Raw genomic sequence first — 19,254 nt, 5'->3', positions numbered from 1 at the left:
CAATAGCATGGCTTTTAACTTATTCATTTAAGCTACTATCTGTAGCTGACTCCAGTAAATCGTAAGCTTCAGCGAATTGAAATCGAGAGACCATAACTTTTAATTCATTGATGGTTTCAAGGTCTAGCGGCTCGTTAACTTCCAATTGTTCGACAAGTTCAGTCGCCTTTGAGTCATACTCCTTCAAAGCGGTTGCAAAGTCACTTAAAGAGCAATGCTGAGGTTCAGTTTGAGGCACAACTTTAATGCTTTTAATGGCGGCTACTTTTTGTTTGGTTGCTTTTAGATGCGTTAGAAGTGTGTCGAGCAAGTCGGAGTTAACATTATCCTCTTTGATTTGTTGTTCTAGCTCTTGTGCTATATCAGCTAAATAGGTCATTGATAAATTGGCGCCTGCACCTTTGACGGCATGAAGAATATGTAGTGCTAATTCGTAATTACCAATTTCAATTGCCTGTTTCAAATTGATAATTTCTTCAATCTGTTCAAAAACGAACTTTTCTAGGAGCTTGTAGTAAATTTCTTCGTTGCTTGCGGCACGTCTAATACCCTCAGCGACGTCGATACCCACTAGCTCTACCTCCTCGTTAGTATTTGGTATCTCATGCGTTTTAGGAGGTTCTTGGGAAGTTTGCTGGACCGAAGGTTGATGATTGGTTACTTCTAAGATTGCTTCTATTAGCCCCTCAACATCAATTGGCTTTGCAACGTGACCATTCATACCAGCGTCTAGACAAAGTTGAATATCAGGTCCCATTGCATTGGCCGTCATAGCTAAAATGGGGAGTATTTCTGGTGAAATAGATTCGCGGATTAATTTTGTTGCCTGTACTCCATCCATCACTGGCATTTGCATATCCATTAACACAACATCAAACTGGTTATTCGTGACTTGTTGAATTGCAATCTCGCCATTGTTGGCAACACTGACTTTTGCACCATGGAATGAAAGTATTTCAACAGCGATTTCTTGGTTTACAGGTTGATCCTCCGCAACAAGAACATGAATGCCACTTAGGCGCTTATCTGGCATCTGAGCAGGGTGGTGTGCCTTAGAGTTAGAAGCGGACATAAACGTGGCTTGCAAGCAGTCAACCAAGTTGGAGGGATTAAGCGGCTTAAGTAACATGCTGTCGAATAGGGTTTTTTGTGCTTCATTTAACGCGATATCATGACCATGCGCAGTCACGAGTACAAAATTGCTCTTTACTCCGAGTGACTTTAGTTGTTTAACGGTTTCTAACCCATCGATATTAGGCATAAACCAGTCGATGAATATAATGTCGAACTGATGATTTTTCTGTTGTAAGTGTTTGATACAGGCTCTGCCACTTGCAAAAGCGGTCGTTTTTAACCCTAGGCCTTCTAGCATCTCGATAAGAATGTCTCTTGCATCTTCACTGTCATCAACAATGCATGCATGCTTGCCCGCGAACTTATTTGAGTCTTGTAATAATGTGGAAGCTTGATTATTGATGGTTAACGGCAGGGTGAAATAGAATTCAGAACCTTTATCTTGTTCACTTTCTACAAAGATCTCCCCACCAAGAAGCTTAACGAGTTGCTGAGAAATGGTTAAACCCAGACCAGTGCCACCATACTTTCTAGTTGTTGAGGTATCTGCTTGAGAAAATGATTGAAAGAGCTTTTTCTGTTGTTCTTGGTTCATGCCGATACCGGTATCTTTTACAGAAAAAGTAAGTTTTGCCAGATCTCCCTCCAAGCCCAGCATGGATATAGAAACAGATACGCAGCCTTGTTCAGTGAATTTCACAGCATTTCCGGCCAAATTAATAAGTACTTGCGAAATCCTTAGCGGGTCGCCTAGGTAGTTAATAGGTAAATCTGTGGGCACATTGAAAATGAACTCTAATTGCTTTTCTTGTGCTTTGATACCAACAATTGTAGCGACGTTGTCGAGAACTTTGTCTAACTGAAAAGGAATATGCTCGATATCAATCTTACCAGCTTCGATTTTAGAAAAGTCTAATATGTCATTGATTAACTTTAATAGTTGCTTCGCAGCATAATCAATTTTGGTTATGTATCCTTCTTGTTGAGCGGACAAATCAGTATTCAGGGCGAGATGAGACATACCAATAATCGCATTCATCGGAGATCGAATTTCATGGCTCATATTCGCTAAAAACTCACCTTTTACCTGTGCATTTTTATCGGCTTCGTCTTTTGCTTTTAACATCTGACGCTCAAGTTCGTTGCGTTCAGTTACATCTAGAAAGGTACCGACGACCCCGCCAACTTGCCCTAAGCTATCAAAAAAGGGGGCCTCATAAACAACGAGTTCTCGCATTTCTTTTGAACTATTTTCCATTGATAAAGCAAAAGAGTGGGCTTCTTTTTGTTCTATCGTATGCTTTGATTTTGACTCAAGGTAGGATGCGGTCTGCACGTCAAAGACTTGGTTTAAATGGGAGTCGGAAACTTCAACTTCAAATTTATCGATAAACGCTAAAAAAGCGCGATTGACGCCCATAAACATACCTTGTTTGTCTCTGTAGTAAGTTGGGTTAGGTATGGCATTGATTATATGTAATGTGAGTTCTAGGTGAGCGGCAAGCGCATTTTCAGCTTCAATTTGTTTCTGCGTATTCTCACTCAGGCGCAGTTGTATACTTAAGTCTTCAGACAGTAAGTTTAGACAATGTAATTGGGCATCGCTAATTGAGCTCGTCAAAGCGACTACTGCGGCACCCGCAAGCTCTTCATTTATGACGAGAGGCAAATACAGCACGGAGTGAAGTGCCATTGACATCCCATTTTTCGTAAGGACGGCTTGCTCATGCTTGCTCAAAAAGGTTTGGGTGGTCTTTTCTGTAATGAGCCTTTGAATTTGTGATGACGAGTCGTCGAAAAATGCAGGAAAGCCAACACAGACTTGCTCTGTAAATTCGTTGTCGTCATAGTTGTATATCGCGACACTTGGCGCATTAAAATTATGTGCTAAAAAATTAGCAGTGGTGACGCGCATATCTTCAGGGTCAACGCAATGCCTTACTTCACGTCCAAAAGCATGTCTGATTTTTGCTATGTCAGCGCGTTCATCCAAGCTTTGATACGTAAGTGAAACCGCTTCAACAACATCAGCGACTTCGCCTTGCAGTCCCTTTGGCAATGAGACCCCACTCTGGGTCGGGTTATTAATACAAAAAGCTTGGTGTAGCGCACTAAATGGGGTAACTAAGCGCTTGGCCAAATAAAAATATGCAGCCACCCCTAATAAGAGCAGGGTAGTTAAGATGGTTGACAAAGAGATTAATAACCTACCTTGAATTGCATCAATTTGGTTTTGTGTAATGATTATTTGCTGGTCTGTTTGGTCTAAAGCCCGAGCAATGGCATCGATACTGGCTCGGTTAGCGTTTTCAAATACTGCTACATCAATATCGTATCTCGCTTGATTGAGATCTTTCACCAGCGCTTCTTCTGCGATGTTGTAAAGTAAAAGGTAGCTATTCACGGCATCAATGGTGGATTTTGTGCTAATACTAGGTTGAAGGTGAGGCTGCAATGACTCAAACTGTATTCTCGAGCCTATTAGCTCCGCACTGGCTATACTGCGGCTATCATTGTCTTTTTCATTGTTATAGTTACTAAGGCTAAAGAAAAGCTCGGCACGTATGGATTGCAGGTTCACAAAAGCTTCATGTTGATTGTTAATTGAATTATAACGCTGCATGTACTTAGACATATCACCATGCCAAGTTAATAGCGAGATAACCCCTGCACTTAGCAAGATTGAGAGTATTACAAAAAACGAATGAAACATTGTTTTTGTTGACATAACTTACTTTCCAAAACTTTACTAATATTAACAATAGACCGCCGAGGGTAATTAACAAGCGAAGTGATTGAGACGGTAAAAACGGAAGAACCGTAAGGAGTGTTTACATGGCGAACATCCTAATTGTTGATGATGTAGCAGAAAATCTACAGATCCTTCAACTCATACTGCGTAATGAGGGTCACAAGGTTTATGCCGCTATCAGTGCTGAGGTCGCATTGACCATTGTTGGAGAGCATTTGCCAGACCTAATTATCTCAGATATTAAAATGCCGCACATGAACGGGTTGGAGTTTTGTCGAGCACTAAAAAAAGTTGAGAATACAGCTCAAATTCCCATCATATTTGTCAGTGCCCAAAGTGAAACTGACAATATAGTAGCGGCTTTAGAAGTAGGCGGCGTGGATTATATAACCAAGCCCTTTAAACCAGCAGAAGTAATCGCGAGAGTAAATACCCAATTAAAACTGATTGAAGCCCATAAGTTAGCTGTTCGCCAGCATTTGTCTCATGTAATGAACCAAATGGTCGTTGGTGTTGCCCATGAGATAAATACTCCGTTGGGTACTGCAATAACCGCTGTGACACATTTTGATGGTATTCTACATGAATTACGAAGCGCTTTTGATGGGCAAACACTCAGTGCAGAGCAGTTATCAGATGGGCTCGATGATTCTTTAGAAAGTGCAGGGTTATGTGAAAGAAGTTTAGTCAGAGTCGCAAAATTTGTAAAAATGCTAAAAGAAATTGCGCAAGTAGAGCGCCCCAGTAACCCAAGAGAAATAGAAGCGCGTGGCTTTTTTGAGAGTTTAAAGGAGCGCTGGCAGGATGAAGCTCTGCAACTGGAGGTGCGTGCCCTCACTGATACTATTATCGCGGACGATGAAGTTTTATCGACCGTTTTAGATAATCTGATTGCTAATTCTTTAGCACACGGCAAGCTAGCGGGTTCTAAACCCATTACAATTGAAATCGAGAAAGCAGATCAAGCGATTCAAATAGATTACTATGACTATGGTCAGGGGCTGCAAAATCTAACAGTAGAAGAGTTGTTAAAACCTTTTGTAACGACAAAAAGAGGGAATGCTGGTCATGTAGGACTAAGTGCAGCTGTTACTGCAAACTTAATCACAAATGCCTTACACGGAAGCTATCAGATTTTTGAGAGAGGGCGCGGACTTGAATGGGTGATACTAATACCTTTAGAAGCTGGTTGATCTGTGTCAATGAACTAAACTAATCAACCATAAGGCGGACATAAGTCCTTATCTGTGGCCTCGTATTTCACTAAGCTCGCCGAGCAAAGATTTTATATCTTTATTCTTAAGGTTAATTATAAATAATTCTTCTAATTAATGTTTTGAATTGAAGTCACGCAATTAAATTGGTGGAACCATTATGCAACAGCTACCTACAGTTGATTATAAGTCAGAAACAGCAGCAAAAGAATTTGTTGAGTCTCTACGTAACACAGGTTTTGGTGTTTTAAAAAATCACCCAATTCCTAAAGAGTTAGTAGAGTCTATCTATAAAAACTGGCAAGAGTTCTTCTACACAGAAGAAAAGCACGACTTCCTATTTGACAAGGACACTCAAGACGGCTATTTTCCACCGGAAGTTTCAGAAGTCGCTAAAGGCTTTACTGTAAAAGATATTAAGGAATATTTTCACGTTTATCCAAAAGGGCGCGTTCCTGCTCAGCTAGATGCTGAAATCAGAGAGTACTATCGCCTTGCAAATGAATTTGCAGCTGAGCTACTAAGCTGGGTTCAAGCAGAATCACCAGAAGATGTACGTGAGAAGTTTTCGATCGATCTAAAAGATATGATCAAAGACTCAGATCAAACGCTACTACGCGTTTTACATTACCCGCCAATGACGGGTGATGAAGAGCCGGGTGCAATCCGCGCCGCAGCACATGGCGATATTAATTTATTGACTGTGCTTCCAGCTTCAAATGAACCTGGTTTACAAGTTCAAAAGGGCGACGGCAGTTGGTTAGATGTACCTTGTGATTTTGGTTCATTAATCATCAACATCGGTGACATGCTACAAGAGGCATCAGGCGGTTATTTCCCGTCAACAATTCACCGAGTGATTAACCCAACTGGTAAAGCAAGCGATAAATCTCGCATCTCACTCCCTCTATTTTTACATCCTAAACCTGAGGTAGTTTTATCAGAGCGTTACACTGCAGACTCATACCTGCAAGAACGCCTTCGTGAATTGGGTGTTAAGTAATTCACTGATAAATAATAAAAAAACGGTCTTTTATAGGCCGTTTTTTTATGTCGTTTTAACCGATAAAATCGATTTTTTCCTGACAATTAATTTAAAGTGTGCAATATTAGAATTTCTCAAACTGAGAAAAAATAATAAAAAACTTAATGACAACGCTGTCATTTATTGTGTAACATCAAATCAACATGACTGAATACTGTGTCGCGAAGAAATTCGCGTTCATATCTTACTTCTTAGGGGTCGCTTAATGATGGCTAAACAGGTTGAACAAGACCAGTTGTATATAGGTATCGATGGAGGAGGGACAAAGTGTCGAGCCACCATCTACTCGATGAAAAACGGCGTTTTGGGCACTGGTCTTGGTGGGCCCGCTAATCCTCTTCATGGTTTTGAGAGAACAATTGAATCGATCATGGTGTCGACACAATTGGCGTTGCAGGATGCTGGACTTAGAATAGAAGCAGTGCATAACCTCTATGCAGGCTTAGGGCTTGCTGGCGTAAATCTACCTGCTTTACATGACAAAATTATGAGATGGGACCATCCGTTTAAGCAAATGTTCTTAACGACTGATTTGCACACGGCTTGCATCGGCGCGCATGAAGGCGGTGATGGGGCTGTAATCATAACAGGTACGGGTTCTTGTGGATTTGCGATGGTTGATGGTGTTTCTGTTAACTATGGTGGGCATGGCTTTGCCCAAGGTGACATGGGTAGTGGTGCTTGGATGGGTCTTGAGGCCGTAAAAGCAGCGTTGTTAGGTATTGATAAGCTAGGCCCCGAGACTGTATTGAGCGAGACATTAAAGCAGCATTTTAATACAACAACCGCGATGGGGATTGCCGAGCAAATGGCCGGGAAACCATCTAGTAGCTATGCTCAATTAGCGCGCTTTGTGCTTGCAGCAGCAGAAGATAAAGACGAAGTGGCACTTCAAATTGTAGAGACCGGAGCAAAGTATATCAGTAACCTAGCTCATCGGTTAATGGAGAATAACCCGCCAAGATTGTCTATGATCGGTGGTTTATCAGAGCCTCTACGTAAATGGCTTGACCCTGAAATTGCAAAGATTGTTGAAACTCCAAAGCAGCCGCCTGAGATGGGCGCAATTTTCTTTGCAATCCAAAGTGTTGAGCAGCAGTCAGAAAAGGCGGTATAAGAATGAAAAAATATTTGGCAAGTCAATTTTTTGATGGGCACAAATTAAAACAGAATGTTGAGTTTCTGGTTGTTGATGGAAAAATCTCTTATGCGACGCAAGAGTCGGACTTACAGCCAGAAAGACTTGAAGGCTTGGTCGCCCCCGGTTTTATTGATGTTCAAGTAAACGGCGGCGGCGGCGGTTTTTTTAACGCTGAGCAGTCAGTAGAGTGTTTAAGAACGATTGTATCAGCGCATGCGAAGTTCGGTTCAACGGCACTCATGCCAACCTTGATCACTGACAAAATAGAAGTCATGGAGCGCGCGGCTGATGCAACAGCACAAGCGATTGCAGCCAATGAACCAGGTGTGGTAGGTATTCATTTTGAAGGTCCTCATCTATCTCACCCCAAAAAAGGGACGCATAGCGAGCAATTTATCCGCCCAATCTCAGAGCAGGAGTTTGCCGTATACGCGAGACAAGATCTGGGTATAAAAATGGTCACGCTTGCCCCTGAAACTGTACCGCTGGCTGATATCAAGCGACTTATCGAACTGGGTGTCAAAGTGAGTATTGGGCACTCCAATGCTGACTATGAAACGACTATGGCAGCGTTAGAAATCGGTGTTGATGGATTTACGCATTTATTTAATGCGATGTCTGCATACACCTCGAGAGAGCCTGGTGTTGTAGGTGCTGCACTTTGGGAAGATAACGCATGGTGTGGATTGATTGTGGATGGACACCATGTACATCCGGCGTCGGCAAAATTGGCAATTCGCTCTAAGCAGCGTGGAAAAATCATGTTGGTCACGGATGCGATGCCACCAGTAGGCACAGACGATATGGAGTTCGACTTTTTCGATGGCCGCAAGGTGATAAGAACTGGTGACAGATTGAATTCGACAACTGGAGAATTGGCTGGCAGCGTGCTGGATATGGCAAGTGCAGTCAGAAATTCAGTGAATACGCTCGACATCACGCTAATTGAAGCACTTAGAATGGCTTCTTTGTATCCAGCTCAATATTTAGGGCTGAATACTAAAGGTCACCTACTAGAAGGTGCTGATGCGGACTTTGTACTACTAAATGACAGCCAAGAAGTGCTTTGTAACTTCATTGGTGGGCAACAAATTTAAAAGTTCCCTGGGTAAAAACCCCCGCTGTAGTTTAGCGGGGATTTTTTGTTTTTGCAGGAAAGGTATTGATGACAAATAAAAAACAAAGATTGACCTCTCTCGACGCACTGCGCGGGATGGATATGTTTTGGATCTTAGGAGGCCAATCTATTTTTGCCGCTTTGTTTGTACTAACAGGCTGGCAAGGGTGGAAGCTTTTTGAAGCACACACAGTACATAGCCCATGGCACGGTTTCACTTTTTACGATTTGATTTTCCCGTTATTTATTTTCTTATCTGGCGTAGCTATGGGGCTGTCGCCCAAGCGTATTGATCATCTGCCGCTCAGTGAGCGTAAGCCTTATTATCAAAAAGCAGTAAAGCGCTTGTTGTTGTTATGTGCTCTGGGCGTTATGTATAACCATGGTTGGGGAACCGGTATTCCTCTCGCTTTAGATGAAATCCGTTATTCTAGTGTGCTTGGTCGAATTGCTATCGCTTGGTTTTTTTGTGCAATGCTCGTTTGGCATACGAGTTTAAGAACGACAGGGCTTGTGGCTGGCGGCATTTTGGCTGGTTATTGGCTATTGCTGAACTTTATACCGGTACCGGGTGGCAGTGCTGGACAGTTGGCAGCACCTGGAACTGGCAGCTGGAATGCTTGGTTTGATCAAAATTTATTACCGGGCATTACTTATCAAAACAGACCGGTTGATCCTGAGGGGATCCTGTCTAGTGTACCAGCGATTGTGAATGCGATAGCAGGCGTATTTGCAGGCCAATTGATAGCAAAAGCAGATAAACTCGGCCAGTGGAAGGTCGCTGGGTATTTATTTGCGGCGGGCATCCTTAGTGTGGCATTGGGTTGGTTGTGGCATTTGCAATTTCCGGTGAATAAAGAGTTATGGACCAGCTCGTTTGTCCTTGTAACGATAGGGTGGAGTGCAATTTTGCTGGCAGTTTTTTATGCGTTGGTTGATATTTTAAATGGCCAGAAGTTTGCCTATCCATTCGTTATTATCGGTGCCAACTCGATTATTATTTATTTGGCATCAAGTCTAGTCAACTGGGACTATGTAAGTCTCAGTGTATTTGGTGGGTTTGTTAATGCCGTGGGCGCCAACTGGCAGCCATTGATATCTGTTGTAGCACTACTGTTAGTACAGTTACTCGTGCTTCACTGGATGTATAAACGCAAAATATTCGTTAGTGTTTAATGAATAACAATCACCTGCAAAACGGTTGCTTTTAAGCAACGTTTTTTATTGGCACAAAAAAAATACAAGTTTTTCTTCACTTTTACTTTACAAAGCTCTTTTTTCTGATAATAATGACAGCGTTGTCATAATGGTAATAACCTAATACAGTGTATCCCAATTAGGTTTTGATCTGACCTTGTTTTGATTGCACGCGAAGCAAGGCTCAGATCCCATTTTTTCTTATTTTTCTCAACATTGAGCTTTAATATCATGCAAATAGTAATTCTAAAAAATGCTGCTGAAGTCGCTGCTTATGGTGCAGATATATTCGCAAATCAGTTAAATCGTAAAGCAGAATCGGTGTTGGGTTTGGCTACTGGTTCTACACCTGTAGCTTTGTATCAAAATTTGATAGAGAAGACTCGCAACAACGAGATCAGTTTTAAAAACGCGGTCACTTTTAACTTAGATGAATACCTTGGCCTTGAGGGAAGTCACCCGCAAAGCTATCGATACTTCATGAATGAACAGTTATTCAATCACGTTGACATCAACAAAGACCATACACATGTGCCACCAGGCAATGCGAAAAACCCAGTTGAAGCATGCCAAGAATATGAAGGGCAAATTGTTGCTGCGGGCGGAATCGATGTTCAACTACTGGGTATTGGTCGTAATGGTCATATTGGGTTCAATGAGCCTTCATCTGGATTGACTTCAAGAACACGCGTTAAAACATTGACAAAAGAAACGATCGACGACAATGCTCGTTTTTTCTCTGCTGATGAATATCAACCTCACTTATCTATCACGATGGGTATTGGAACAATCCTTGATGCTAAAAAGGTTGTTTTGTTAGCTACCGGCGAAAACAAAGCAGACGCTATTAAAGCGACTGTTGAAGGACCTCTTACGGCTTCATGCCCTGCATCAGCATTGCAGTTACATCGTGATGCAGTCATTGTTATAGACGAAGCAGCAGCAAGCAAGCTAGACAATATCGAGTTTTACAAACACATTGAAGCTGAGAACCAGAAGCTTCAAGCACATCTTGCCTCTCTGTAGTGTGAAATCACACTGTAGTTTTAAAGCCCGAAAGGGCTTTTTTTTTTGCCTAGACTATTGGCAAACCCGACGACTATTGTTAGCTTGGCTTTTTAGCAAGTAAAGGCAGTGCAATTGGTTGTTATTTGCGCGATTAAGAGAGCTTAAGCTATTGGGCTATGGGACATTGCGTGTATAAATCACTTTTGTTGGCAACTGCTAGTTTTAATAAAAATAATGACACTAAACTAAAAAGGACAAGCATTTGTTGTACTACACACAAATGACGCTAGATAGAGCGTCTGCTCAGCGAAAAGATAAAAATTGGTTACTCACGCAATATGGTGAATGCAGCCGCTGGTTATTAATCCATAACGACCAAAACCTTTTTTCTCGTGACCTGTCCGAATTAGCATTGTTAAAACAGTCCCAAATAGAACAGTTTGATAGAAATAACGCCGTATTTTTAGGCAAAGATGATAAGTTTTCGTATTTTGCATTAGATGTATCGGGTCTTTCAATTGACGAGTTACAAAATCACTTGAGTCTATGCACAGATGACGGCCAAGACGGTGACTATCAATTTGCAGATATGAGAAAAGTCGGTCCTAAAATAGAGCAGGTGAGTGCTTCTGTAGGCGTATTGGCGCGGGGCCTATGTTATTGGCATAAAACTCACCATTTTTGTGGTCGCTGTGGTTGTGAAAACTTTAGCGTTGAAGCTGGACACGCTCGTTTATGTACGAATAAAGAGTGTAAACACATGACGTTTCCAAGAACTGATCCTGCCGTCATTATGTTGGTTAAGCACACGTTCCCTGATGGTGTTGAACGCTGCTTACTTGGTCGACAAGATACTTGGCCCGAGGGCGTTTATTCTACTTTAGCCGGGTTTGTAGATCCTGGCGAGACACTCGAGCAAGCCGTGGCACGTGAAGTTGAGGAAGAAGCCGGCGTCAAAGTTTCGAATGTTGAGTATTTGGCTTCACAGCCTTGGCCGTTTCCTTCTTCATTGATGCTTGGGTTTATCGCTACAGCAACGACAACGGATATTTTTGTTGAACAAGATGAACTTGAACATGCGCAGTGGTTTTCTCGAGAGGACCTCAACAACTTTGCGCAGTGGGGGGACGATGTACCGGGCTACAAGCTAACGAGACCAGATTCAATATCACGTTTTTTAGTTGAACATTGGCGTCAACTACCAGATAAAGAGTAAACAATGAAAAAGAATACTAAATTAGCGAGCGCAGGGCGCAAATCGCAATATACGCAAGGTGTAGTTAATCCAGTAGTTCAACGTGCGTCTACAGTTGTATTTGACTCTGTGGCAGATATGCATGAGGCGATTAAAGAACGTGGTAACCGCACGCTATTTTATGGTCGTAGAGGGACCAATACCCATTACGCGTTGCAAGACGCCATCACTGAGCTAGAAAATGGCGCGGGGTGTGCACTGTACCCAAGTGGCGCGGCCGCAATCAGCCAAAGCTTACTATCTTTTTTAAAGACGGGCGATCACTTGTTGATGGTTGATACGGCTTATGAGCCGACTCGAGATCTATGCGACAAAATCTTAGCTGGGCTTGGGATTTCGACTACATATTATGATCCAATGATTGGTGCGGGTATAAAAGATCTGATTCAAGAGAACACCAAAGTGTTATTTCTAGAGTCTCCAGGTTCAATCACTATGGAAGTACAAGACGTACCCGCATTGGTTAAAGAGGCAAAAGCAAATGGCTTGATCACTATGCTAGATAATACCTATGGTAATGGCTGGCATTACAGGCCGCTTGACCATGGCGTAGACATCAGTATGCAAGCGGCAACTAAATACATCGTAGGTCACTCTGATGTGATGATGGGGGTTGCCGTTGCAAGTGAAGCGTATTGGCCAACGTTACGTGAAAACTCATATCTTCTTGGCCAGTGTACATCTGCAGATGATGCCTATTTGGCTTTGAGAGGTTTAAGAACAATGCCTGTTCGTCTACAGCAGCATGAAAAAAGTGCGATAAAAGTCGCCAACTGGCTCGTAGATCATCCACTTGTTGATCATGTACGTCATCCGGCGTTACCTACTAATCCTGGGCATGAGTTTTTTAAACGAGACTTTGACGGAAGTAATGGATTGTTCTCGTTTGTCATGAAATCAGGAAACCAAAAAGCAATTAACCGCTTTTTAGATAGTTTACATCACTTTAAAATGGGCTTCTCTTGGGGTGGGTACGAGAGTTTAGTGACAGCCAACCGTACAATGGCTGCATTGCGTACAACAACTGGTTGGGAGCATGGACCTATAATACGTCTACACATTGGCCTTGAAGACGTAGAAGATCTTATTGCAGACTTAGAGCAAGCATTAAAGGTTTACGAATCGCACCTTTAATTCTAAAGAATAAAGGGAGCCCATGGGCTCCCTTTATTGATTTATAGGCTTTGCGCGTAATGATATAGCGCTTTTAAAATCGAGACTTTCTTTTCGTTCCCTTCATGCTCATACACTAGATTTTCAAGGGTGAGCATAAAGTCTTGTGCATTGATAGATGGATTATCTTCACCGTGCATGAGTTTGCCCTGACAGTATTTTCGCCAAGTTTCTAGCTCTGATTGAGATAAACTTTCGGGCCAGTTTCTTGCTCTATATCTAAATAATAACGCATGAAATTTAGGGTCTTCAAAGTCTAACGATAGACTGCTGAGCTCAACCGGCGATGAGTTGCGCACGATTGCAAGTTTAGCTTTATCAGCCTTACTTATAAAGCCATTGTATAGTTGGTAATCTGGGTTAGTTGTTTCACTAAAATCTCCCTGATCGGCAAATACTTGAGATACCTTATCGCGTAACTCAGGGTGCGACTTCAAGAACTTTAAGTGCTCCAAGCACTGCTCTCTATCTATGCCCAAACGCGCGGCATTTTCAGGCAACAGTGTTTTTGCAGGTGCTAATATAGGGCACTTATTGATATGAACGAGTTTTAAACCAACAGGAAGTTCGCCTTCTTCAAGATCTGCGTGTTTTGTGTATAAACGTGCTCTTAACTCCTCAACAGACAAGTCAATCAGTACACTTGGATCATGTGTTAGGTTAAAGCAGACAACGGCATTTTTGTTGACCGGGTGAAAGCTCATCGGTGCGATCCACGTTGTACAACCCTGCGTTGCGGGTATTCGTGACGATGTGTGTACTAAAGGCTGCATATTAAACACATCGACCAGCTCAGTTAATGCCTTTTTTGTGCGTAAGTTAAAGAAAAATTGATATAGCTTAGGCTGCTTTTCTTTAATTAACTTCGCAAGTGCTATGGTTGCTGTCACATCACTTAGCGCGTCGTGTGCAGCACTGTGTTCAATGCCGTTCGCTACAGTGAGCTCTTCAAGTCTAAAGCTTGGTGAGCCATCTTCTTTCAATGGCCACTCAATACCTTCAGGGCGCAGTGCATAACAAGCACGTACAAGATCAATAATATCCCAACGGCTATTCCCGTTTTGCCATTCACGCTCGTACGGGTCATAAAAATTACGATACAGGCTGTAACGGGTAACCTCATCGTCAAACCGAATACTGTTATAGCCAGCAACACATGTATTTGGCTTGATAAACTCGGCATGGATTTTTGCCATGAACTCGCTTTCTGGGAGACCATGCTTAAGCGCGTGTTGTGGGGTAATGCCCGTGATTAAACACGCCTCAGGGTGCGGTAAATAGTCTGGTGCTGGCTGGCAATATTCAATAAGAGGTTCGCCAATAATATTCAAATCATAGTCAGTCCGAATCCCAGCAAACTGACTTGGCCTGTCTTTCTGAGGACTGGCTCCCCAAGTCTCATAATCGTGCCAATAGATTGTAGGTATATTTTCTTCTGATCGCTGCGTCTGTTTTTGGTCTGTTTTGTTCATAAATCAACTGTTTACATTAAAACTGTATTGTTCGCTTTTTGTTCTAGTCTCTTGCAATGTCGATCAAGTGTGTATATATATGTGTATATAAAAACAACTACGTGTGTATAAAACGATAGCATATTATGGCAGCACTCACTGACGCGAAACTACGTAATCTCGTAAATAAAAAAGATTCTCCGTGTACATTGTCTCACAGAGACGGCTTGCGCGTAAAACGAAACATGAGTGGTGTTGTACTTTGGCAGTATCGATGTAGGTTTGAGGGTAAACAGGTCATTATGTCTTTAGGCCACTATCCTCAAGTTAGCCTTAGAGACGCACAAGATTTAGTGCCCTTGTTAAAAGGGTGGATTAAATCAGGGCTAGACCCTCGCGTTGCATACAAAAAACACTTACTAGGTGACGTCTCAGAACCAACGGTGTCTGATCTTGCTAAAAGCTGGTTGGAAGTAAAAGTTCCAAGTTACAAACCTAAAACCCAAGAGCTCTACACCCACCACTTGTCTAAATGGATTATTCCTTACCTTAATGAAGTTACTGCAAACGCAATGACGCCAATCTTATGGACTAAATACTTTGACATGGTAACGGAGGAAGGCACAGCAAAGCTCGCGGGTAATATGCTTGTGCGACTAAAGACCATATTACGCTGGGCGGCAATGAGGGGGGAAATCCCTCAAGGTAATACATTGTTCAACTTACAAGTTAAAGATATTGGGGAGCCGGCTACAGTAGGCCAGCGCTTTTTGCAGTTTAATGAGATAGCATTGTTATGGCGCCAAATAGAACAGGCCAAAGCGACACCTGCAAATAAAGCGTGCTTACAACTGATCTTTTTAACCGGTGCACGTCAGTCGGAAGTCCGGCTCATGAAGTGGGAAGACCTTGACCTGCAAAATAACATTTGGACAGTGCCACCAGAAAACTCGAAAACCAATCAAGCAATACGCCGCCCAATTAGCAAAAAGATGCACCAAATACTCGATAATTTGGCTCTGGTTTATGGCAAGAGTGGAATAGTCATACCGGGCAGTAATCCAAACAAACCAATCACAACTCATGCAGTAAATAGGTTTTGTGCTCGTATGTGGCAACACTTAAATGACAATCACAAAGTCGCAAAGTTTGTGCCGCATGACGCACGCCGTTCTTTAAGTACATTGTTAAGTGAACAAGAAGTATTGCCGCACGTAACAGAAAAAATGTTAGGTCACGCGATGCGAGGAGTCATGGCTGTGTACAATAAACATGACTACCTCAAAGATCAGGCTGTAGCTTATGAGCTGTATTGGAAAAAGGTTGAGGATGCAATCGTTAGCTTATAATTCATTGGTACACATAAATAGTTTTCATGAAAAGTTGTCGAGGTCTTGTTCTAACTCTTCTATAATTTTTCTAATCCTCATACCAAAAAGTCTATCTATGTCTTGAGGTGACTTTTTAGCTAATCTATCTTTGCCTATATAGATCTCCAAAAAATCTTTTTTTTCGTTTGTGTTAAAACTATCAAAGTTAACAATATATTTATGACTATCTTTTTCTACACGTTGTGCTTCAAAATATGCTTTAGATAACTTCTTGGGTGTTATCTTTTTATCAACGTTAAATCTTCGCATTAGCTTTTTTATCGTAGCATCAATTTGGAATAGAAGTGTTAGGTCGTCTAACTGGGAGAAATAGAATACCCAACCTCTTTTAGCGTTATTGAAAATACAGCCGGTGATTCGTAAGTTTAATCGCCACTCGAGTATCTTTAATGCCTTATTGAGGTCACTAACATTCTTAGCCGCTTTGACTTTATGACTATATGTAGTGAAAATGGCAGCTATTGAGCTTTCAAAACGCTCAATTTTTTGTTTTTTTAAACTCGTCTTCCTTTGCGAAAATTTATACCCTAAATAATCGAAGTTGCCTGCAAGGTTTCCAGAACATGACTTTGAGCCTTCAACTTCTAAATCATGTGGATTAAGAGATAGATCTTTTAACATTTCAATACATTTATGAGAGATAGCTTTGACCTTGTTAGCAGGGCAGAAAATTAGTATGTCATCAACGTACCTAGTGTAAAAAATATCATCAAGATTTTTGAAATATTTATCAAAATCAAAAAGGTAGATTTCAGCTAATATATTTGAAATTGAGAGGCCTTGAGGGACACCTCTATTATTATTGGGCCTATTTTTTGAAGACTTTGCCATTGTAGGGTTTTCAATAGCACTTCGAATTAAACTTATCAGCTGTTTTTTTCGGGTTTTTCTTTTTAGGATATTTAATAACATATCGTGATCAATGCTTGGATAATATCCAGAGATATCAATCTTTATATACTTACTATATTTCCTATTGGTTATATTATCTTTAACTTGTGATATTTTTACCTGCGGTATTTCAAGGTGCAATTCGGCTTTGTAAGTTTCCGAGAGTGTTTGACACAAACTACGAAGCGTCAATCGATCTCTATAAGTAGGGATTGAAATTACTCTGGGCATTGAGTCTGCACCTTTTGAAATAAGCTTTTGCTTATACGGTGTAAACTTATAAGTTTCGTTGTTGACTTTTCTTATTATTGTATCAATTTCTTGGTCAAGTGTGTTTTCGAAGCGTTCAGCTGTTACTTTATCTAGGCCGACAGCAGAACCACTAGAAATATGATCTTGATACGTTGAATTCAACTTTCTCTTTTTGAAGTTTCTACTGAAATTTATATATGCAGTCATTACTCTTTACCCTAAAGCGTAAAAATAGCAAACAATGGCCACAAGTAAATTAAAGCTAGAATGATTTGTTTAGCTAGCCTATAAAGGTAAACATGAGCAATTTCTCTTTTCATAGGCTTTCTAGAGGTAAGTGTATGTCTGTTTAATACTCTAAACATCAAATCATCAATATGCGCATGATTATCTGTTTGCTTCAGAAGTTCACAATATTTTTTCCATTTTAAGCTAATATGAATGGACTTATCTTCAAGCAGTAATTGAAGATTGATATAGTTATCTTTGAACTCTAGAGCTTTTCTCTTATAGTCCATATTAGAAACTATAAGTGAAAGAACTAAAATCGACGTTGCCATAATGATCAAATGTAGTGAGGTACTTTCACCTAGAATCAACTCATACTTTGTAGAGTAAATTGAAATAATAACATTAAGCAATGAGTAATATATAAGAATATACTGTGAGTGCTTGTTATTACTTAATAACCTTTCGCTGGCGAAAATGCGAGCTTTTCGAGTAAACCAAATATGATCGTCAATATCAGACATTTGAATTCCTTTTTGAGTGCTGGGGGACTTTTTAGGAAACTTTAACACCTCAAAATGAGGTTTACGCGTAGTGCGCAAATACACAAAGTGTATTACTTATTAGATTCACCTTCAAAAATGAAGATCCAACACAAGTTGCCCCCAGCAGGAATATAATATTATATATTTATATTTTTGGTCAATAAATTGTTTTTTCTAACTATCGTGTGATAACTATTGAGTTTTCCTAAACTCCTCCATACTCACAACCTGCCCAGGGGGCTTCTCTTTGGGCTTTTCGTAGCTCTCATCCACAACAGGTAAGCCCCGATCACCAAGCACCAAATACACGTACCCATCAATATAAACCCCCATAAAGTCGCCTTGTACATCAACCCAGTCACCACCGCCAAACAGCGCATTACCATTCTTGATGCCAATAATGTTATGCACGGTTACACACTCAAACTGACGTGTTCTAAAGATTGACGTAAACCCACGAAACTTTAGTGACTGACTTGTCCCATCAGCCATAGTGCACGCCACGCTATCGCCAGTTATACAACTGGTCTTGGCTGCTAGGCCGCCGCTGGTTAGGTAAGTGTGTCCGTAATTGAACTTAAATTTTACAACAGGCATATCGAATACTGGTTAAATATACAGTTATTGTATTTTGTGCAATTGTTATAGTTAGATCAACAAGAAGGTCAAAATTGACCTATCCACAGAAAAAGTGAAAAGCCTGTTATTAACCCTATAGCGGTGACAAGGGTAAACAGTGCTGAAACAAACGAGCAGTAAACTTTTTTGAGCTGCAAATAACAAGGAGAAATCTATGTTTAAACGTCTATCAATTGTTTGTCTCATGAGTACTCAACTACCATTTATCGCCATGGCTCAAGATACCTGGCGAGGCTTGGTGGTAACAGAAGAAAACCGCTGTTCACCATACGATAAGAAAAAACAATATCCATATTCCCAAAGTGTTGAAGATGACATTGTTGAAGATATGGACGGGTTGGTTTATGGGCCGTATACAGGTCGTTATTTTGAGTCTGATACATCAACAGATATTGAGCATATCGTTGCTGCGTCAGAAGGGCACGACAGTGGACTGTGCGATGCATCAGAAGAAACTAGAAAAGAGTTCGCAACTGACTTACTCAACCTTACACTTGCAGCACCCGAGATCAATCGGTGTGGCCCGGGTGGCAAATGTGGTTATGACGCAGCAGAGTGGTTACCCATTAAAAACAAATGTTGGTTTGCAAACCGCATTGTAGAGATAAAAACCAAATACTCCTTAAGCGTTGACCAAGCAGAAGCAAATGCACTAGAAGCTGTTTTGAGCAATTGCCAAAGCTTCGCAATGATTTTCTATCCTGAAAATAATGATTTACCAAGACAAGGCGTCTTGGCACTATATGATGATAACGAAAACGGGCAGATAAGCTGTACGGAGGCCCGAAGTCATAACATCGCGCCAGTGACTCGTGATCATGCTGCCTACCAGTATATGAGAGATGCAGATGGTGATGGTGTAGTGTGTGAATAATAAAAAC

15 protein-coding genes are annotated in these 19,254 nt (G+C 41.2%); 10 read left to right on the top strand and 5 right to left on the bottom strand.

From position 1 onward, the window contains the following. Positions 1–19 precede the first annotated feature (19 nt). Entirely contained in the window at positions 20–3,802 is a 3,783-nt protein-coding gene (locus tag A7985_RS05630; protein WP_065789438.1) for a PAS domain-containing hybrid sensor histidine kinase/response regulator, read from the bottom strand. A 107-nt stretch (positions 3,803–3,909) separates the two neighbouring features. On the opposite strand from A7985_RS05630, the gene A7985_RS05625 reads away from it, so the two are divergent. The 8 genes from A7985_RS05625 to A7985_RS05585 all read left to right on the top strand — a co-directional run bounded on the left by A7985_RS05625 (position 3,910) and on the right by A7985_RS05585 (position 12,937). After that, the gene (locus A7985_RS05625) at positions 3,910–5,019 is read left to right on the top strand and encodes a response regulator (RefSeq protein ID WP_065789437.1); all 1,110 of its coding nucleotides are present in this window, start codon (positions 3,910–3,912) and stop codon (positions 5,017–5,019) included. 181 nt (positions 5,020–5,200) lie between these two features. After that, positions 5,201–6,043, top strand: a complete 843-nt coding sequence (locus A7985_RS05620) for an isopenicillin N synthase family dioxygenase (RefSeq protein ID WP_065789436.1) — start codon at positions 5,201–5,203, stop codon at positions 6,041–6,043. A gap of 247 nt (positions 6,044–6,290) precedes the next feature. Further along, positions 6,291–7,202: an N-acetylglucosamine kinase gene (gene nagK / locus A7985_RS05610; protein ID WP_065789434.1), complete on the top strand. Its 912-nt coding sequence runs from the start codon at positions 6,291–6,293 to the stop codon at positions 7,200–7,202. A gap of 2 nt (positions 7,203–7,204) precedes the next feature. After that, positions 7,205–8,323, top strand: coding sequence for an N-acetylglucosamine-6-phosphate deacetylase (gene nagA, locus A7985_RS05605; RefSeq protein ID WP_065789433.1), 1,119 nt, complete (start codon positions 7,205–7,207; stop codon positions 8,321–8,323). A 68-nt stretch (positions 8,324–8,391) separates the two neighbouring features. Further along, positions 8,392–9,519: a transmembrane glucosamine N-acetyltransferase NagX gene (gene nagX / locus A7985_RS05600; RefSeq protein ID WP_065789432.1), complete on the top strand. Its 1,128-nt coding sequence runs from the start codon at positions 8,392–8,394 to the stop codon at positions 9,517–9,519. Between the two features lie 252 nt (positions 9,520–9,771). Continuing rightward, positions 9,772–10,566: a glucosamine-6-phosphate deaminase gene (gene nagB, locus A7985_RS05595; protein WP_065789431.1), complete on the top strand. Its 795-nt coding sequence runs from the start codon at positions 9,772–9,774 to the stop codon at positions 10,564–10,566. A 262-nt stretch (positions 10,567–10,828) separates the two neighbouring features. After that, a complete protein-coding gene (gene nudC / locus A7985_RS05590; RefSeq protein ID WP_081310434.1) occupies positions 10,829–11,764 on the top strand; it encodes an NAD(+) diphosphatase in 936 nt (311 codons plus the stop codon). Positions 11,765–11,767: 3 nt separating this feature from the next. Beyond that, positions 11,768–12,937 (top strand): cystathionine beta-lyase, encoded by a 1,170-nt coding sequence (locus tag A7985_RS05585; RefSeq protein WP_065789429.1) that lies wholly within the window; start codon positions 11,768–11,770, stop codon positions 12,935–12,937. Between the two features lie 41 nt (positions 12,938–12,978). Here A7985_RS05585 and sbcB read toward each other — a convergent pair whose 3' ends face one another. Next, on the bottom strand, positions 12,979–14,448 hold the full coding sequence (gene sbcB / locus A7985_RS05580) for an exodeoxyribonuclease I (RefSeq protein WP_065789428.1): 1,470 nt from the start codon (positions 14,446–14,448) through the stop codon (positions 12,979–12,981). 125 nt (positions 14,449–14,573) lie between these two features. On the opposite strand from sbcB, the gene A7985_RS05575 reads away from it, so the two are divergent. Next, entirely contained in the window at positions 14,574–15,776 is a 1,203-nt protein-coding gene (locus A7985_RS05575) for a tyrosine-type recombinase/integrase (protein ID WP_065789427.1), read from the top strand. Positions 15,777–15,800: 24 nt separating this feature from the next. Here A7985_RS05575 and A7985_RS05570 read toward each other — a convergent pair whose 3' ends face one another. From A7985_RS05570 to A7985_RS05560, 3 genes are all read right to left on the bottom strand, one after another. Further along, a complete protein-coding gene (locus A7985_RS05570) occupies positions 15,801–17,168 on the bottom strand; it encodes a reverse transcriptase domain-containing protein (protein WP_065789426.1) in 1,368 nt (455 codons plus the stop codon). Positions 17,169–17,179: 11 nt separating this feature from the next. Beyond that, complete coding sequence (locus tag A7985_RS05565) at positions 17,180–17,713, bottom strand: SLATT domain-containing protein (RefSeq protein ID WP_081310433.1); 534 nt, start codon at positions 17,711–17,713, stop codon at positions 17,180–17,182. A gap of 213 nt (positions 17,714–17,926) precedes the next feature. Beyond that, entirely contained in the window at positions 17,927–18,331 is a 405-nt protein-coding gene (locus tag A7985_RS05560) for a hypothetical protein (RefSeq protein WP_141685269.1), read from the bottom strand. A gap of 196 nt (positions 18,332–18,527) precedes the next feature. Between A7985_RS05560 and A7985_RS05555 the strand changes: the two genes are divergently transcribed. Then, positions 18,528–19,247: an excalibur calcium-binding domain-containing protein gene (locus tag A7985_RS05555; protein WP_065789424.1), complete on the top strand. Its 720-nt coding sequence runs from the start codon at positions 18,528–18,530 to the stop codon at positions 19,245–19,247. Positions 19,248–19,254: the final 7 nt, after the last annotated feature.

Origin of the sequence: Pseudoalteromonas luteoviolacea (assembly GCF_001696455.1) — a bacterium.
Taxonomy (GTDB): Bacteria; Pseudomonadota; Gammaproteobacteria; order Enterobacterales; family Alteromonadaceae; genus Pseudoalteromonas; species Pseudoalteromonas luteoviolacea_C.
Note: the sequence above shows the minus strand (reverse complement) of the source record. Positions and strands in the feature narration are given on the sequence as shown.

What these genes read in the sequence shown, in the direction of transcription:
- nagX (WP_065789432.1), top strand. Translation starts at nt 8,392, where the DNA reads ATGACAAATAAAAAACAAAGATTGACCTCTCTCGACGCACTGCGCGGG.
- sbcB (WP_065789428.1), bottom strand. Translation starts at nt 14,448, where the DNA reads ATGAACAAAACAGACCAAAAACAGACGCAGCGATCAGAAGAAAATATA.
- A7985_RS05570 (WP_065789426.1), bottom strand. Translation starts at nt 17,168, where the DNA reads ATGACTGCATATATAAATTTCAGTAGAAACTTCAAAAAGAGAAAGTTG.
- A7985_RS05575 (WP_065789427.1), top strand. Translation starts at nt 14,574, where the DNA reads ATGGCAGCACTCACTGACGCGAAACTACGTAATCTCGTAAATAAAAAA.
- A7985_RS05625 (WP_065789437.1), top strand. Translation starts at nt 3,910, where the DNA reads ATGGCGAACATCCTAATTGTTGATGATGTAGCAGAAAATCTACAGATC.
- nagB (WP_065789431.1), top strand. Translation starts at nt 9,772, where the DNA reads ATGCAAATAGTAATTCTAAAAAATGCTGCTGAAGTCGCTGCTTATGGT.
- A7985_RS05585 (WP_065789429.1), top strand. Translation starts at nt 11,768, where the DNA reads ATGAAAAAGAATACTAAATTAGCGAGCGCAGGGCGCAAATCGCAATAT.
- nagK (WP_065789434.1), top strand. Translation starts at nt 6,291, where the DNA reads ATGATGGCTAAACAGGTTGAACAAGACCAGTTGTATATAGGTATCGAT.
- nudC (WP_081310434.1), top strand. Translation starts at nt 10,829, where the DNA reads ATGACGCTAGATAGAGCGTCTGCTCAGCGAAAAGATAAAAATTGGTTA.
- A7985_RS05565 (WP_081310433.1), bottom strand. Translation starts at nt 17,713, where the DNA reads ATGTCTGATATTGACGATCATATTTGGTTTACTCGAAAAGCTCGCATT.
- A7985_RS05620 (WP_065789436.1), top strand. Translation starts at nt 5,201, where the DNA reads ATGCAACAGCTACCTACAGTTGATTATAAGTCAGAAACAGCAGCAAAA.
- A7985_RS05560 (WP_141685269.1), bottom strand. Translation starts at nt 18,331, where the DNA reads ATGCCTGTTGTAAAATTTAAGTTCAATTACGGACACACTTACCTAACC.
- A7985_RS05630 (WP_065789438.1), bottom strand. Translation starts at nt 3,802, where the DNA reads ATGTCAACAAAAACAATGTTTCATTCGTTTTTTGTAATACTCTCAATC.
- nagA (WP_065789433.1), top strand. Translation starts at nt 7,205, where the DNA reads ATGAAAAAATATTTGGCAAGTCAATTTTTTGATGGGCACAAATTAAAA.
- A7985_RS05555 (WP_065789424.1), top strand. Translation starts at nt 18,528, where the DNA reads ATGTTTAAACGTCTATCAATTGTTTGTCTCATGAGTACTCAACTACCA.